The 16,875-nt window shown below is 39.7% G+C and carries 13 protein-coding genes; 8 read left to right on the top strand and 5 right to left on the bottom strand.

The window, feature by feature from the left end; all coding sequences use genetic code 11:
* The first annotated feature begins 86 nt into the window (after window positions 1-86).
* The 5 genes from FNW07_RS00965 to accC all read left to right on the top strand — a co-directional run bounded on the left by FNW07_RS00965 (window position 87) and on the right by accC (window position 3,978).
* Complete coding sequence (locus FNW07_RS00965) at window positions 87-632, top strand: DUF177 domain-containing protein (RefSeq protein WP_126743225.1); 546 nt, start codon at window positions 87-89, stop codon at window positions 630-632.
* 9 nt (window positions 633-641) lie between these two features.
* Window positions 642-836, top strand: a complete 195-nt coding sequence (gene rpmF / locus FNW07_RS00960) for a 50S ribosomal protein L32 (RefSeq protein WP_126743226.1) — start codon at window positions 642-644, stop codon at window positions 834-836.
* 166 nt (window positions 837-1,002) lie between these two features.
* Entirely contained in the window at window positions 1,003-2,001 is a 999-nt protein-coding gene (locus tag FNW07_RS00955; protein ID WP_126743227.1) for a beta-ketoacyl-ACP synthase III, read from the top strand.
* A 21-nt stretch (window positions 2,002-2,022) separates the two neighbouring features.
* The gene (gene accB / locus FNW07_RS00950) at window positions 2,023-2,499 is read left to right on the top strand and encodes an acetyl-CoA carboxylase biotin carboxyl carrier protein (protein ID WP_126743228.1); all 477 of its coding nucleotides are present in this window, start codon (window positions 2,023-2,025) and stop codon (window positions 2,497-2,499) included.
* A 132-nt stretch (window positions 2,500-2,631) separates the two neighbouring features.
* Window positions 2,632-3,978: an acetyl-CoA carboxylase biotin carboxylase subunit gene (accC, locus tag FNW07_RS00945; RefSeq protein WP_126743229.1), complete on the top strand. Its 1,347-nt coding sequence runs from the start codon at window positions 2,632-2,634 to the stop codon at window positions 3,976-3,978.
* Between the two features lie 265 nt (window positions 3,979-4,243).
* On the opposite strand, the gene FNW07_RS00940 is transcribed toward accC, so the two are convergent.
* The 3 genes from FNW07_RS00940 to FNW07_RS00930 all read right to left on the bottom strand — a co-directional run bounded on the left by FNW07_RS00940 (window position 4,244) and on the right by FNW07_RS00930 (window position 11,167).
* Complete coding sequence (locus FNW07_RS00940) at window positions 4,244-5,392, bottom strand: aminopeptidase C (RefSeq protein ID WP_370511486.1); 1,149 nt, start codon at window positions 5,390-5,392, stop codon at window positions 4,244-4,246.
* Window positions 5,393-5,523: 131 nt separating this feature from the next.
* Window positions 5,524-7,434 carry a S9 family peptidase gene (locus FNW07_RS00935; protein WP_126743231.1) on the bottom strand — a complete coding sequence of 637 codons (1,911 nt, stop codon included), beginning with the start codon at window positions 7,432-7,434 and terminating at the stop codon, window positions 5,524-5,526.
* 91 nt (window positions 7,435-7,525) lie between these two features.
* A complete protein-coding gene (locus FNW07_RS00930) occupies window positions 7,526-11,167 on the bottom strand; it encodes a GEVED domain-containing protein (protein ID WP_126743232.1) in 3,642 nt (1,213 codons plus the stop codon).
* A gap of 224 nt (window positions 11,168-11,391) precedes the next feature.
* Between FNW07_RS00930 and FNW07_RS00925 the strand changes: the two genes are divergently transcribed.
* The 3 genes from FNW07_RS00925 to FNW07_RS00915 all read left to right on the top strand — a co-directional run bounded on the left by FNW07_RS00925 (window position 11,392) and on the right by FNW07_RS00915 (window position 14,180).
* A complete protein-coding gene (locus FNW07_RS00925) occupies window positions 11,392-12,537 on the top strand; it encodes an FAD-binding oxidoreductase (RefSeq protein WP_126743233.1) in 1,146 nt (381 codons plus the stop codon).
* A gap of 107 nt (window positions 12,538-12,644) precedes the next feature.
* Window positions 12,645-13,325 carry a monofunctional biosynthetic peptidoglycan transglycosylase gene (gene mtgA, locus FNW07_RS00920; RefSeq protein ID WP_126743234.1) on the top strand — a complete coding sequence of 227 codons (681 nt, stop codon included), beginning with the start codon at window positions 12,645-12,647 and terminating at the stop codon, window positions 13,323-13,325.
* A 39-nt stretch (window positions 13,326-13,364) separates the two neighbouring features.
* The gene (locus FNW07_RS00915) at window positions 13,365-14,180 is read left to right on the top strand and encodes an SDR family NAD(P)-dependent oxidoreductase (protein ID WP_126743235.1); all 816 of its coding nucleotides are present in this window, start codon (window positions 13,365-13,367) and stop codon (window positions 14,178-14,180) included.
* 60 nt (window positions 14,181-14,240) lie between these two features.
* Here the strand turns inward: FNW07_RS00915 and FNW07_RS00910 are convergent, their stop codons facing one another.
* Both FNW07_RS00910 and FNW07_RS00905 read right to left on the bottom strand, forming a co-directional pair.
* Window positions 14,241-14,618 (bottom strand): DoxX protein, encoded by a 378-nt coding sequence (locus FNW07_RS00910; RefSeq protein ID WP_126743236.1) that lies wholly within the window; start codon window positions 14,616-14,618, stop codon window positions 14,241-14,243.
* Window positions 14,619-14,747: 129 nt separating this feature from the next.
* Window positions 14,748-16,799 carry a prolyl oligopeptidase family protein gene (locus FNW07_RS00905; protein WP_199745221.1) on the bottom strand — a complete coding sequence of 684 codons (2,052 nt, stop codon included), beginning with the start codon at window positions 16,797-16,799 and terminating at the stop codon, window positions 14,748-14,750.
* Window positions 16,800-16,875 lie beyond the last annotated feature (76 nt).

Here is a 16,875-nt window from a genome sequence, read left to right as displayed (position 1 = left end):
AAACAAAAAAATGTTGATAACACTTTTGATATTACAATAATTTTATATCTTTGCACCCCGAAGTTTCGGGACAAATTGTTGTTAGCATGAAACAGTTAAATGAATTTTTAATTCCTTTCGTAGGATTAAAGTTAGGAAAACATCAGTTTGAATATCAAATAAGTAAAGCGTTCTTTGATAGCTTTGATTATGATGAGTTCGAAAGTTCAGACATCAAAGTCAATGTAGTTTTGGACAAAAAGAGCACGATGTTGGAACTGAAATTCAAGCACAAAGGAACAGTTCATGTGCCGTGTGACTTGACGAACGAAATGTTTGATTTGCCTGTTAAAGGAGAAGTTAAATTAGTAGTTCAATTTGGGGAAGCATATAATGATGATAATGATGAATTGTTGATTTTGCCGCATGGTGAGCATCAATTAGACGTTTCGCAGATCATTTATGAAATGATTGCATTGTCAATCCCCTTGAGAAGGGTTCATCCGGGAGTAAAGGACGGAACTTTAGATAGTGAAGCCCTTCGAAAACTGAATGAATTGAGAGTTGAGGAGAAAAAAGCAGAAAAGAATAAGCAAGAAGAAAATATTGACCCGCGTTGGGACGAATTAAAGAAACTATTAACGGATAAATAATATAGTAAAATGGCACATCCTAAGAGAAAAATCTCGAAAACAAGAAGAGATAAGAGAAGAACGCATTATAAAGCTACAGTTGCTCAAATTGCAACATGCCCTGTAACAGGAGAAGCGCATTTATACCACAGAGCTTACTGGCATGAAGGTAAAATGTACTACAGAGGACAAGTTGTTATTGACAAGCAAGTTGCTGTTGCATAATACATTATAGCAAACGAAAGATAAACTCTCACCACGTGAGAGTTTTTTTTGTTGCTTAAAACTTTAGTGCCCAATAAACACGTACAAAACATTTAGGTTTAGAAATTTTTTTGTAATTTCAACAACTTTTCGTGAGCACCCTCCGGGAAGAAAATAAGCAAACCCTATGAATAAAATCACAGCCGCAATTACTGCTGTAGGAGGCTACGTGCCAGACTATGTACTCTCCAATACAATCCTGGAAACAATGGTTGATACCAATGATGAATGGATTACTACGCGGACCGGAATAAAAGAAAGACGAATACTGAAAGGGGAAGGTAAAGGAACCTCTTACCTCGCCATAAAAGCGGCTCAGGATTTATTGAGAAAAGGAAATATTGACCCTAAAGAAATCGACTTGGTATTGATGGCCACTACAACGCCAGACATGCCGGTTGCCTCAACAGGAGTCTTTGTTGCTTCACAAATTGGAGCGGTAAACGCTTTTGCTTACGATTTGCAAGCCGCTTGTTCCAGTTTTTTATACGGAATGTCAACCGCTTCTGCCTACATTGAAACCGGACGATACAAAAAAATATTATTGATCGGAGCCGACAAAATGTCTTCCATCATCGATTACACCGATAGGGCTACCTGCATTATTTTTGGAGATGGCGCCGGTGCTGTTTTGTTTGAACCCAATTATGAAGGACTTGGATTTCAGGATGAGTTTTTAAGATCAGACGGAATCGGAAGGGATTACCTGAAAATTGACGCCGGTGGATCAATTCTGCCTCCATCAAAAGAAACCGTTGAAAACCGCCAGCATTATGTTTTTCAGGATGGAAAAACAGTCTTTAAATATGCTGTGAAAGGAATGGCTGATGTTAGCGAAATGATTATGCAACGAAACAATCTTACGAAAGAAAACGTAGACTGGTTAGTGGCACATCAGGCAAACAAACGTATTTTGGATGCTACTGCAGGCCGAATGGAATTGGATGAGGCCAAAGTTTTGATGAATATCGAAAAATACGGAAATACTACTTCTGCCACATTGCCATTATTGTTATTTGATTTCGAGAAAAAATTGAAAAAAGGAGATAATTTAATTTTTGCCGCATTTGGTGGTGGATTCACATGGGGATCTATCTATCTCAAATGGGCATATGACACAAAATAAACTAACCCAAACACAAATATTATGGATTTAAAAGAAATTCAAAATTTAATCAAATTTGTTGCCAATTCAGGTGTTGCCGAAGTAAAACTGGAAATGGATGATGTGAAAATCACGATCAGAACGACTTTAGAAGGGAATACACAAGAGATTACTTATATGCAGCAAGCTCCAGCGCAACATGCTTTGCCACAGGCTCCAGCTGCAACACAAGCAATTGCTCCTGTAGCAGCTGCTCCGGCTGCTGACGACAATTCAAAATATATCACTATCAAATCTCCAATTATCGGAACATTCTACAGAAAACCATCGCCAGATAAAGCGGTTTTCGTTGAAGTAGGAAGTTCAATCGGAAAAGGAGACGTTCTTTGCGTTATTGAGGCAATGAAATTATTCAACGAAATCGAATCAGAAATTTCAGGAAAAATTGTAAAAATTCTTGTTGACGATATGTCTCCGGTAGAATTTGACCAACCTTTATTTCTGGTAGATCCATCTTAATTTTAGATTTTTAGATTGTTAGACTTCTTGAAATGTCTAATCATCTAATTTATTAAATAATCCAATTGTCACCCGAGGCGTAGCCGAATTGTATGGAGCGCAGCGGAATAAAATTATCTAAATTAAAAAAAGATGTTTAAAAAAATATTAATTGCAAATAGGGGAGAGATTGCGTTGCGCATCATCAGAACTTGCAGGGAAATGGGTATCAAAACGGTTGCCGTTTACTCTACAGCAGATGCCGAGAGTCTTCATGTTCGTTTTGCCGACGAAGCGGTTTGTATCGGTCCGCCTCCAAGCAACCTTTCTTATTTGAAAATGTCAAGTATAATAGCCGCTGCAGAGATTACCAATGCAGATGCGATTCACCCGGGTTATGGTTTCTTATCTGAAAATGCTAAATTTTCTAAAATTTGTCAGGAACACGGAATTAAATTTATCGGTGCTTCACCAGAAATGATTGATAGAATGGGTGATAAGGCTTCCGCCAAAGCGACTATGATTGAAGCGGGTGTGCCTTGTGTACCGGGATCTGTTGGTATTTTGGAATCTTATGAACAAGCAGCCCAATTATCCAAAGAATTCGGATATCCGGTAATGCTGAAAGCTACTGCCGGTGGTGGTGGAAAAGGAATGCGTGCCGTTTGGAAAGAAGAAGATTTACTAAAAGCATGGGAAGGTGCCCGTCAGGAATCGGCTGCTGCTTTCGGAAATGACGGAATGTACTTGGAGAAATTAATCGAAGAGCCACGTCATATCGAAATCCAGGTTGTTGGAGATGCTTTTGGAAAAGCATGTCACCTTTCTGAAAGAGACTGTTCTGTTCAGAGACGTCACCAAAAATTAACCGAAGAAACTCCTTCTCCATTCATGACTGACGAATTGCGTGAGAAAATGGGAGAGGCCGCAGTGAAAGCAGCCGAATATATCAAATATGAAGGCGCCGGAACTGTTGAATTCTTAGTGGACAAGCACAGGAATTTCTACTTCATGGAGATGAATACCCGTATCCAGGTAGAACACCCGATAACAGAGCAAGTAATTGATTACGATTTGATCCGTGAGCAGATTATGGTGGCTGCCGGAATTCCAATTTCAGGAAAAAACTATCTTCCTCAATTGCATGCAATCGAATGCCGTATCAACGCAGAAGATCCGTACAATGATTTCCGTCCTTCACCAGGAAAAATCACTACCTTGCATACCCCGGGAGGACATGGTGTTCGCTTAGATACTCACGTTTATTCAGGGTATTCTATTCCGCCAAATTACGACTCGATGATTGCCAAGTTGATTACTACTGCGCAAACGCGTCAGGAAGCGATCAACAAGATGAAAAGAGCCTTGGATGAGTTTGTTATCGAGGGAATCAAAACAACGATTCCTTTCCACAGACAATTGATGGATGATCCTCGTTATGTTGCGGGCGATTATACCACAGCGTTTATGGATACTTTTAAAATGAAAGACCCAAAGTAATATAAAAAAAGCCTCACTGCTAAGTGGGGCTTTTTGATTTAAAATATATTTTTCTAAAATTTTCAGAAGCGAAAAATTCGGGCTTTTTCAGGAAATCATTTTCCTGCTCTCACCTTTATCTCGTTTCGTTACTCTCCACGAGGATACCGGTTCCATCAGGGCTAGGGAATGAAATTAAGGCTTGTTTGCAAGTTAAAGTAATAAGTGTAAAATATAAAAATCCCGAAGCTGACTTCGGGATTTTTGTCTTATAATCGGATAATGCTTAAACGCCTAATTTTTTAGCGATAGCAGCAGGAAGTCCTTTCTTGTGAACCATGATGTCAGTGGTTTTGTATTTTACAAACTCTTTGGTCATGTATAAGTATCCTTTGTAGTCGTTGGTAGCTCCCCAAGAGTTTTTAACGATATAGTATTCCCTACCGTTTTGGTCCTTAGACAAACCTACAATGTGCATTCCATGATCATCAGTTGTGGTATAGTTATCAAATGCTTTTTGACGCATATCTTCAGTTACCATCATTTCTTTTTTAGGACCGTTAAACAAGTCAGCTTTTTCTTCAGCAGTCATGGAATCAAATTTCTTTTCAGGAACAAATGCCACTCCGTTTTTCCAACTAAAGCTTTTCTCGCTCACATCACCACCCCAGGCTACTGTATAACCTGTTTTAAGCGCGTTATCGATGATGTCGGTAAGTTCATTAAGCTTCACATTATAAACCTGGTCAAAAGCCCAGTTGTCCGGTACTAATAAAGTAAATTTTGTATAATATGGATATTCCTGTAACGAAGAAATTTCTACATAATCATCAGCATTGATACCCACTACGTCTTTTGCAAAAGTTTCAGGAGTGTATTTCTTGCCATTGTATTCAAATGATTTTGGAACGTCCCCTAAATATGAATCGATTACAGCCGTGTATGCTTTTTCCCAGTTTGGCGTAAGTTCGCCATTTGGATTTTTTACTGTGGCGGCCAATACTGCTTCCATGATGCCAGCCATTTCAGAAAATTTATTTTTATCAGTTCCGTAGTTCAATCCGGTATACACCATTTGAGGTACGGCACCGTATTTTTTGTACATATTCATTACATCGTGAAACGCCCCACCATCACCCAAAGCAACAGAACCGTGCATGCGCACATAGTTTCTTCCTTTTTCAATGTAAGCATTGCGGGCAGAGAAAATCTGAGATAATTCTACCGGTTGTTTTCCCATTCTGATCATTTCAGACTCCAGGAAAGAGTTTGCAGAGTAACTCCAACAAGTCCCGGAAGAACCTTGGTTTTTGATTGAAGTGTTTTCAATATTTACTACATCTGTAAATTTAAAAGCCGCTTTGCTGTTGTCGCTTGCATTTACTTTTAAGGAATTTACTAAATTGTCTTGTGCATAACCACCCATACCCAGCATCAGTGCAGAGGCTAATAGAAGCGGTCTAATTTTTAAGGTATACATTTTTTTAGTTTTTAGGTTTTCATATTGGTAGGTAAAAAAACGAAATTGTTACAATATTGATTTCGTTTTTAACATTTTATTCATTTTTATAAAGTCTCTTTCAGCCATTTATAAAATTCCCGCTGCCATACTTGGGCGTTTTGTGGTTTTAGAACCCAGTGGTTTTCTTCAGGAAAATAAAGGAACCTGCTTTTTATACCGCGCAATTGTGCCGCCTGAAATGCTTCCTGTGATTGCCCGATCGGAACCCTGAAATCATTTCCTCCCTGAATAATCAAGATTGGTGTATTCCATTTTTCGACATGATTAGCCGGGTTGAAAACAGTGTAGGTTTTTTGAGCAACTTTGTTGTCTTTCTCCCAATAGGCACCTCCGAAGTCCCAATTGTTAAAAAATACTTCTTCAGTAGTCCCGAACATACTTTGGGTATTGAAAACCCCATCGTGTGCGATAAATGTTTTAAATCGGTTGTTGTGGATGCCGGCTAAATAAAACACCGAATACCCTCCGTAACTTGCTCCTACTGCCCCTAATCGGGTCTTGTCTACGTATTTTTCTTTAGCTACATCATCAATCGCAGATAAATAATCGTCCATAACCTGTCCGCCCCAATCCTTACTGATTTGTTCGTTCCATTCGACTCCATGTCCTGCCATTCCACGACGGTTTGGGGCAACGATTACATACCCCTGAGCTGCCATTAAGGAAAAATTCCAACGGAATGAATAGCTTTGAGTCAAAGGAGATTGTGGTCCGCCTTGACAGAATAAGAGTGTTGGATATTTTTTATTCGCATCAAAATTAGGAGGTAAAATTACCCATACCAGCATTTTTTTGCCATCAGTAGTGGTCACATATCTTTTCTCTGTTTTGCTTAACGCCAAAGTTTTATAGGTTGCCGTGTTGATGTTCGACAATTGTTTCCAAACTTTTTTCTTTAAATCGTATGAAAACAATTCACCTGCATGATTCATATCGGTTCGCGTAACAATCGCGGTAGTGCCGGAAAATCCTACGATATCACTCACATCGAAATCACCATTAGTAAGTTGTTTTACCGTGATTGCGATTCTGCTCAGGCCCGGAAAATTAACTTCAAACAATTGTTTGGTCCCATCCACCGGAGCTATGAAATACACTTTTTTACCATCAGAACTCCACATAAAACTATCCACAGTACCATCCCATCCGCCGGTCAGGTTCATCTTCATGCCTTTGAAGCTAACGATAATATCATTTTTATCCGCCTCATAACCGTCACGTTGCATCTGTAACCAAGTTAAATTTCCGGAAGGGGAGAATGCCGGGTTTGTATCGTAACCCATGTTTCCTTCAGTGAGATTGATGGTTTTTCCCGTGGCCAAATTGTATTCGTAAATATCGGTATTGGTCGAAACTGCATAGGCAGTTCCTTCTTTTTTCTTGCAGACATACAAAATGCTATTGCTGTCCGGCGACCAGATGTAATCCTCATCTCCGCCAAAAGGTTTCTGTGGAGAATCAAAAGCTTCGCCCTTCAGAATATCAACCGGAATTGCTTTATCATTTCCATTACTTCCTTTATAAAATACGTGATTGAATTTCCCTTCATTCCATGTGTCCCAATGGCGATAGTTCAGTCCGTTGTAGATTTGAACGTTTGATTTATCCAATTCGGGATAAAAATCCTTTCCGTGTACCTTGTCTATTTTTACTTCATCATTGTATACGATGTATTTCCCGTCGGGAGAAACATTTTTATCTTTGAGCACCGTTTTGAAATCAGTAATTTCACTGGCATTTCCTCCGTTTACCGGAATGGAATAATATTTTGAATCCGATTTATTCTCGGCAACATCCGGTGTGGATACTTTGTAGATGACATTTTTTCCGTCTTTCGAAATCCCAAGAGCGGTGATTCTTCCCAGTTTCCAAAGTAATTCGGGCGACATAACGTTTTGGGCTACAACTGCATTTACACTCATCATAAATAAGGTTAGGAGTACTATTTTTTTCATATTTAACTATAATTTTTCAGGTTTAAAAGTACTGATTTTATTCCAAAAAAAAAGCTACCCCAATGAGATAGCTTTTAAATATGTTAGTTTGTTATTGTTTTATAAAACGCTTTGTTGCAACTATATTATTATCGGTAATTTCCAAAACATAGTTTCCTGTTTTGATGCTTGATACATCAATGGAACCATTTGATAATTTACCGTTCAAAATTGTCTGCCCTAACAAATTGTATACTTTGAATGTAGCATTTTCAGAAATTGAAGTTACATTTAAGATTGACGATGTTGGGTTAGGGAATAATTTGATGTTACCGATTGTGCTTTCAGCAGGCTTCGCAGTAGCTGTAATGTTCACCGTGTAATCTTCTACCTGTCCATAAGAAAAAGCTTCACAAGCAGTCGGGATTCCATTGTATTTCATAGAAACTCTCATTCTTGTTGCTCCTAAAGTAGCCGTTGCAGGAATTGTAAAGGAACCTGAAACCGGAGTCGCAGAAGAAGCGGCATTGCTCCAAACTAATTCACCTGCATCAGTGAAAACGCCATTTTGATTGTAATCGATCCACACAGCATACCCTTCAGCATAAACTGATGAAGTCCAGGAAGGAGTTACTGTAATAGTGTTTAAAGTTCCTCGAACCGCATTTGTTGACATTGCGGTAAAATTTTCATATCCTGCAGTACCTGTAGAGGTATTGTTAATGGATCCGAAAACTACTTTTCCTATTTTCTCATCAGCCGTACTGTTTCCTTGAGAGGTGCAATATGTAACTGTTCCTGCTAATGTGGTTACATTAACCGTGTTGCTTGCCGAAGAAATATTTCCGGCAGCATCTTTGGCTTTCACAGAAAACGTATATGCTGTTGCAGCTGTTAAACCTGTTACAGCATAGGAAGTTGTAGTCACGGTGGCTTTTAATGTAGCACCTTGATATACGTCATATCCCGTAACACCTACATTATCCGTAGAAGCTGTCCAAGATAAGCTTGTAGAAGTTTGTGTGGTTCCTGATGCGGCTAAGCTTGTTGGAGCCGATGGAGCAGTTGTGTCAGCAGCACCAGTTATAAGATTAACTGTGTAATCTTCTACCTGTCCAAAATCAAAAGCTTCACATGATCCTGGAATAACATTGTATCTCAAAGACACACGCATTCTTGTTGCACCTGTTGCAGCGGTGGCAGGAACAGTAAACGAACCTGAAACCGGAGTCGTTGTAGAAGCGGCATTGCTCCAAACTAATTCTCCTGCATCTGTGAAATCTTTATCATTGTTATAATCAATCCAAACTGCATACGCCTCCGGATAAGCTGTACTTGTCCATGTTGGAGTTACAGTAATAGTTGCAGCTGCTCCTTTGGTAAGGTTTGTAGAAAAAGCGGTGAAATCTGTATACCCAGTTCCGCCTGTCGAAGCATTGTTGATGGTGCCGATTTGTACTCTTCCGATTAATTCGTCAGCCACACTGTTTCCTTGAGAAGCACAATAAACTGCAGTCCCCGATAATGTGGTAACATTCAGCGTATTACTTGCTGCGGATACGTTTCCGGCTGCGTCTTTTGCTTTTACAGAGAAAGTGTATGCTGTTGCAGCTGTTAAACCAGTTACTGCATATGAAGTAGTGGTTACAGTTGCTTTTAAAACAGCACCTTGATATACGTCATATCCGGTCACTGCTACGTTATCCGTAGAAGCTGTCCAAGATAAATTGGTTGTCGTTTGTGTCGTTCCCGAAGCTGCTAAGCTTGATGGAGCCGATGGGGCTACTGTGTCTGATGTTCCTGACGTAATGGTAAAGTTAGTATTGGAAACATCAAAAAAGATGTGACTGCTACCTTTAACCATAATTCGGTTTTGGGTCCCTGCTGTGTTAGGGACTGTAATAGCTTCTGTTCCGTCATTTGCAGTTGCAGCTAATAAAGTTGACCAAGTCGTACCTCCGTTAGTAGATATTAAAATATCAACATTGGCACAGTTTACGCCGTTTGCAGTAGTTCCGCCAACAATCCATGTAACGGTTTGAGTAGACCCTCCAGCCCAAGAAACGGCTGTGTTTGGGGCGCTTACAGAAAACGGTCCTGCTGTTGCATTAACAGTAACAATCATGTCATCGCTGTTATTTGCCGGTCCGCCTGCACGATTATCACGAACAGTTAATCTGAAATTCAAGGTTCTTGCAACAGAAGATAATGCTTCTACGGTAAGTTCTGTACCTGCCGTCGTTGTAGCTCCTGTTAGGACTGACGTCATTTTTGGAAAATACCGTACTGTCGAAGTGGAAGGTACATAAGATCTGAAATTTGGTCCTGTCGTTTTAGTTGCACTTGGTGCAGTTGAAGCAGTACCATTGTCCATTTCTTCCCAATCGAAAGTTAATGCGTCACCATTAGCATCTGTACCTGCACCAGTTAACATAAACGGAGTGCTTTTAGGAATGGTGTAATCCAACCCGGCGTTAGCTGTCGGGATTGCATTGCCAGTCACTGTTGTTGTCTGGCAAGTAGTGGTTTTGATATAATTGGTAATTTGCTGAATGGTTATTGCATGGAAAAAAGGATCAGAATGCGGTTGTACATCAAGAGAAGTTATACCGGCATATCCCATAATAGTTGAGCCACTTCCCGGTTCCATTTGAGCCCCGGTTCCTTCATTACTATGAGTAAAGGTATGGTTTCCGCCAAATTGATGTCCCATTTCGTGTGCTACATAATCAATATCGAAGTTGTCTCCAGAAGGGATACCGTCGTTAGGGGAAGTAAATCCACTCCCTTTTCCTAATGGTACTGATGTAGTTGGGTTTTTACAAACACATCCTATGCAGCCAGCATTTCCACCCCCACCTGAGGCACCGAATAAATGACCGATGTCATAATTGGCACTTCCGATAACATTAGTAAGTGTTGTCTGCAATTCCTGATTCCAAGCTCCTCCTGAACCGGTTGCGGCATCAGAATATGGATCTGTTGATCCACTTGTATAAATTACCAGATCATTGTTAGCAATCAGATTCATGTGAACTCCGAAATCTTTTTCGAAAACGCCATTCACACGTGTCATCGAATTATTGATAGCAGCTAATGCCAATGCTTTCGTTCCTCCAAAATACGTAGTGTATTCTCCGGTAACGGACATCGCTAATCTATACGTTCTTAGATTTCCGTCGTCAGCATTTGGTCTTAAAGTAGTATTGATTTCGTTTTTTGCTGTTTCGATTACGGTACATTCAAATTTTGAAAGTGAAGCCGCTTTATCAGATTTTTTATAAACGGTATAGGTGCTTAAATCAGTAGTGTAGGGTTCAATGAAAACCGCTGATTTATCGGCATAAATCAACATGGTTTGTAATCCTAACGGAGACAGACTGAAGTGAATGGTTGCCGTTGGATTGTCCACGCCTTGACCTACATAGGATTTAATTTCAGGGAATCTGGCTGCTAAAGCCGGATCCATATTGGATGTTTCCAATATTCTGAAATTTTCTAATTTTCCGTCTGCATTTGGGAAAGCAATAATGGTATTGGATTTTCCGGCCACCGAATTCCTTTTTGGTGAATGTGCCAAGGCTTGTTTAAGGCTATTTACATCCAAATCATACAATCTTGGTGAAGTTAGCTGTGTTTTGTTCGCAACAACGGTCGTTCCGCTTTTCTTTACTGCTGCTTTCCATACTCCGCCTTGTGCGAACGATAAACTGGTGACGGCAAGTAAAGCAATCGAGAGTAATTTATTTTTCATAATTATTGGTTTGGTTGGTTTTTTAGCGATTCAAATATATAGGAAAATATCTTTTCTTTTAAGAAAAACGCAAATATTTTTCAATTAATTTTTGGTAATCTTTGTAAAAGCTCATAAAATCTAGGTATTTCGCTAAAAATTTACAATAAGGCTGTCTATAATATAATCGGACAAATCAGTATTGTTTTACGAAATTAATTACTTTTGAAAATAAAAAACAGAAAATGCTTTTAAGTTACTGGGAATTAAAAAACTGGTTTACAGATGTCGATTATACAATAGTAGGTAGTGGCATAGTAGGATTGCATACTGCATTGCGTCTGCGCGAACGATTCCCGAAAAGCAAGATTTTGGTTTTGGAAAAAGGGATGTTGCCACAAGGTGCCAGTACTAAAAACGCAGGGTTCGCCTGTTTTGGCAGTATCTCCGAAATCATCGATGATTTAAAATCCCATAGTCAAGACGACGTTGTGCATCTGATTCAGAGAAGATGGGACGGACTCCAATTACTGCGCAAACGTTTGGGTGATGGGGCAATCGATTTTAAACCCTATGGTGGTTATGAGCTTTTTTTAAAAAAAGATGAAACCGCGTATGAAGAATGTCTGGAGAAACTACCTTTTATCAACGAAATTTTAACGCCTCTTTTTAAGTCGGATGTTTTCGCTAAGACGGTTAATCCTTTTGGTTTCCTGAACATCTATGACCAATTGATTTTTAATCCGTTTGAAGCCCAGATTGATACGGGAAATATGATGCAGGCCTTATTAAAGCAAGCGGTTTCACATGATATCTTAATATTGAATCAGCAAAATGTCACTTCATTTGTGGACAATCAGAACGGCGTTGAAGTGGTTTTAGCTACGCTCGATTCGGCTGCGCCTCGGGTGGATGATTTTAGTTTTAAAACAAAAAAACTTTTATTTGCCACTAATGGATTTGCAGGCCAGTTAACTTCTGGCAAAGTAAAACCGGCACGTGCCCAGGTTTTAATTACAGAACCTATAGCAGATTTAAAGATTAAAGGGACTTTTCATTTGGATAAAGGCTATTACTATTTCAGGAATATTGGAAATAGGATATTATTCGGAGGCGGACGTAATCTTGATTTTGAAGGCGAAACCACTTCCGAATTTGGCCAGACGGAAATTATTCAGAATCGTTTGGAAGAAGTCTTAAAAGAAGTAATTTTGCCAAATCAAAAATTTGATGTCGCCCATCGCTGGAGCGGAATCATGGGATTGGGATCGAGCAAGAATCCAATCGTTGAACAGCTTTCCAATAATGTCTATTGCGGCGTTCGATTAGGCGGAATGGGCGTGGCTATCGGCAGTTTGATTGGAAAGGAATTAGCCGATTTAATACAGTAGTTGTAATCTTTCCAAAAATAATTGAGAATAAGTGCATTTTGTTTTATCGCATTCAATGCCGTTATAGATTTTTAAACCCAGCGTTATATACCAATTTAAATAAATTCATGTTGAAAAAAATATTTCGATTCTTTTTTAAGCTCATGCTCTGGTTTTTTGGCATATCCATTTTTTTCGTGGGGCTTTTCAAATTTGTGCCGGTCCCGTTTACCCCTTTGATGGCAGTCCGTTTTATCGAAAATAAAACCAGCGAGAATGCCGTTGTCTTCAGTCACGACTGGGAACCTCTGGAAAATATCTCGCCGAATCTTCAGAAGGCCGTAATCGCCAGTGAAGACGGGAATTTCCTGAAACATAGCGGCTTTGATTTTATTGCGATACAAAAGGCCATGAAAAGTAATGAAAAAGGACGAAAATTGAAAGGCGGTAGTACGATCTCCCAGCAAACCGCCAAAAATGTGTTCTTATGGCAAGGCCGAAGTTATTTTCGTAAAGGATTGGAAGCCTACTTTACAGTTCTGATTGAATTGATTTGGGGAAAGGAACGCATTATGGAAGTGTACCTGAACAGTATTGAAATGGGTAATGGAGTGTATGGTGCACAGGCCGCTTCCAGACACTGGTTCAGCAAAGATGCGTCCCATCTTTCTGCTCGCGAAGCAGCGGGTATTGCAGCAATATTACCCAACCCCAGAAAATTTAGCGCCAGTAGTTCGACCTCTTATATCAATAGGCGTAAAGAGAAAATCCAGCGTGTCATGCGTTATGTTGGGAGATTGAACTATTAAAAGCATCAACTACTAATTCCATTCATAAAATAAAATCTATTGAAAACTGTACTCATCACCGGAACTTCCAGTGGTATCGGAAATGAAACTGCCTTACATTTTGCGAAAAACGGATGGAATGTAATTGCGACTATGTTGTGTTTGGACCAAGGAAAATCACTGAAGGGCATTCCTAACATCAATTGTTACATATTGGACGTTACTTCAACAGAGAGTATTGAAGCCGCGAAAACCCAAATTATGATGGATCATAATACCATTGATGTGGTCATTAATAATGCAGGAGTTGGGTATCGCAGTTTTGTTGAATTGTCGGATGATCACAAAATCAACGACATTGTCCATATCAATTGGTTGGGCGTGGTCAAAGTTTGCCGTGCCTTCATTCCTGTTTTCCGAGAGCAGCATTACGGTCAGTTTATCAATATATCTTCGATTGCCGGATTGGTCAATTTGCCTTTGGGGAGTTTTTATCATTCTACAAAACAGGCGGTTGAAAGTTTTTCAGAATGCATGGCCTACGAGTTACTGGATTTCAACATTAGTGTCTGTACCGTACAATTTGGAAATGCACCCACAAATTTTCAGGGTAAGACCATCAAGTTTGAACCGGCAGGCGTACATTCCTATACGAAAATGATGGACAAGATTACAAAATTACTCCACAAGAAAACCAGTAAAAACACAAAACTAAAACCGCTTATTGTCAGCAAATTATTAAAAATAGCCGAAAACCCCTCGAAAAACTTCCGCAGGCATACTATTGGCTTTGATGCGAATATCATGAAGACACTCCGGTATATTTTGGGCTACCGATTGTTTAACAGGGTAATCCGCCTTTTTGTTTTCAGGTAAGTCTTTGAAATATTTTAATAAAAAGCGACATAGTATTGTCGCTTTTTTGTTGGGTTCTATTTAATTGAACAGCGGTTTGTATTGCTGCCAGTAATGTTTATAAATCAAAATACCGTTAAAAGTCGCCACTATCAATGCCATACCCATTACCGGAATGTCCAGAAATAAGTGGAAAAGCAGAATGTTAATGGAAATCGGGGCCAGTAGTAACAAAACAAAAGCCACCCATTTTTTCAGTAACAACATCGTGCCGATAAAAACTTCTGCAACACCGAGTATGGGAAAAATATATCCGGTGGCAGCTAATGAGTCCATGAAATCACCGGCAGACCCATCGGCAGAGGGTAACGGAAAAAACTGCAAAAACTTGTTACTTCCAAAAACAACAAGTACAATACCTAACATAATTCTAACGATTTTTGTAAATTTTGAATTCATAAACGTATATGGATTAGTTAATTAAAATTAAAAAGCTAACTAATTTAATCAATACTTCTCAGCGAATCGGTAAAAACTCAATTAAATCTACAAAGTGTGTTAAAATTGCGTTCAGTAGCATTTTTTAGGTTATTTCTTCCAATTGGGCAAACTTTTGATGCCCATATTGTACAAAGTGAAGGCCTGAATATCCACATTTTCCTGAATAGTTGCCGCTACTGATTTTCCGGCTCCATGTCCTGCTTTGACATCAATCCGGATTAGGGTTGGATTATTCCCTGTTTGTTTGTCCTGCAATTCTGCGGCAAATTTGAAGCTGTGCGCTGGAACCACACGGTCATCGTGATCACCGGTAGTCACCATTGTTGCCGGATACTGCACGCCCTTTTTTACATTATGAACAGGTGAATATCCTTTAATGTACTCAAACATTTCTTTTGAATCTTCCGAAGTTCCATAATCATAGGCCCAACCAGCTCCGGAGGTAAACGTATGATAACGCAACATATCCAGTACGCCAACGGCAGGCAATGCTACTTTCATCAAGTCGGGGCGCTGTGTCATCGTGGCTCCCACCAATAATCCGCCATTAGAACCGCCACGGATGGCCAGATAATCCTTTGACGTATATTTATTGGCAATCAAATATTCTGCTGCAGCGATGAAATCATCAAACACATTCTGTTTCAACATTTTGGTTCCTGCATCATGCCATTTTTTTCCATATTCACCGCCTCCCCGAAGATTTGGAACCGCATAAATTCCGCCATTTTCCATCCAGATCGCATTGGCAATACTGAAAGCCGGTGTCAGACTGACACTGAAACCACCATAGCCGTATAACATTGTTGGGTTTTTTCCGTCGAGCTTCAATCCCTTTTTATGGGTGATAATCATCGGGATTTTTGCGCCGTCTTTCGAAGTATAAAAAACCTGTTTGGAAACATAATTGTCCCCATTGAAGTCTACTTTTGGTTTTTGATATACCTCCGATTTCCCTCCATTGGCTTCAAAAGAATATGTATTTCCCGGGGTAATATAATTGGTAAAAGTAAAATACAACGGTTTGTCCGTTTTTTTACCATTAAAGCCGCTGACGGTCCCGATTCCCGGCAGCACAATATCACGGATCAATTTCCCGCTATAATCGTATTGTTTTACGGCCGATACCGCATCCTTCATGTAATGGGCAAAAAAATAGCCTCCGCCGGTAGAGGGCGAAAGCACATATTCTGTTTCCGCAATGAAATCTTTCCAGTTTTCCGGTTTCGGATTGGAGAAATCAACGGTCACAATCTTTTGGTTAGGTGCATTCCAATCGGTTACAATAAAGAGTTTGGTGTCTTCATTTTCAATTACATAACTGGAGCTTTTGAAATCATTTACAACGGTCACAATGGGATTGGCATCATTACTCAAATCCGTCATGTATAATTCATTTCCGTAAGTGGAATTGGCTGCTGAAATTACTAAATATTTATCATCCTCAGTAACGCTGCCACTAACGTATCTTCTTTTTTGGTCCATGCCAAAGATGACCTTGTCGCTTTTTTGAGCCGTTCCTAATTTATGGAAATACAATTTGTGCTGGTCGGTCTTAGCTGATAATTCGCTGCCCTGCGGTTTGTCATAACTGGAATAATAGAAGCCTTCATTGCCTTTCCAGGACACGCCACTGAACTTGACATCAACAATAGTATCTTCCATAATTCGTTTCGAAAGCGCATCCATCAGGATGATTTTGCGCCAGTCACTGCCTCCTTCTGAAATGGAATAGGCGACTTTTGATCCGTCTTTGGAGAAATCCACAGCACCCAAAGAAGTTGTGCCATCTTTAGAAAAAGTATTGGGATCCAGGAAAACTTCTTCTTTTCCCGACGCATTTTTGCGATATAAAACCGATTGGTTCTGCAAACCGTTATTTTTATAGAAATAGGTATAACCGCCTTCCTTAAAAGGGGCGCCTATTTTTTCGTAATTCCACAGTTGTTCCATTCTTTTTTTAAGCGCATCCCGATACGGAATCTTCTTCAGATAATTATAGGTCACTTCGTTTTGTGCCTTAACCCACGCCATGGTTTCAGGAGAGCGGTCGTCTTCCAGCCAGTGATGGGGATCGTTGACATTGGTGCCGAAATAAGTATCGGTATGGGCGATTTTATTTGTTTCAGGATATTTCATTTTTCCTGTGGTGTTTTTGGATACTTGTGCTGCGGCACTTAAGCCGAAAGCCAAAACAAGCATGGAAGTTATTATT

Origin of the sequence: Flavobacterium sp. GT3R68 (assembly GCF_007109225.1) — a bacterium.
Classification (GTDB): domain Bacteria; phylum Bacteroidota; class Bacteroidia; order Flavobacteriales; family Flavobacteriaceae; genus Flavobacterium.
Note: the sequence above shows the minus strand (reverse complement) of the source record. Positions and strands in the feature narration are given on the sequence as shown.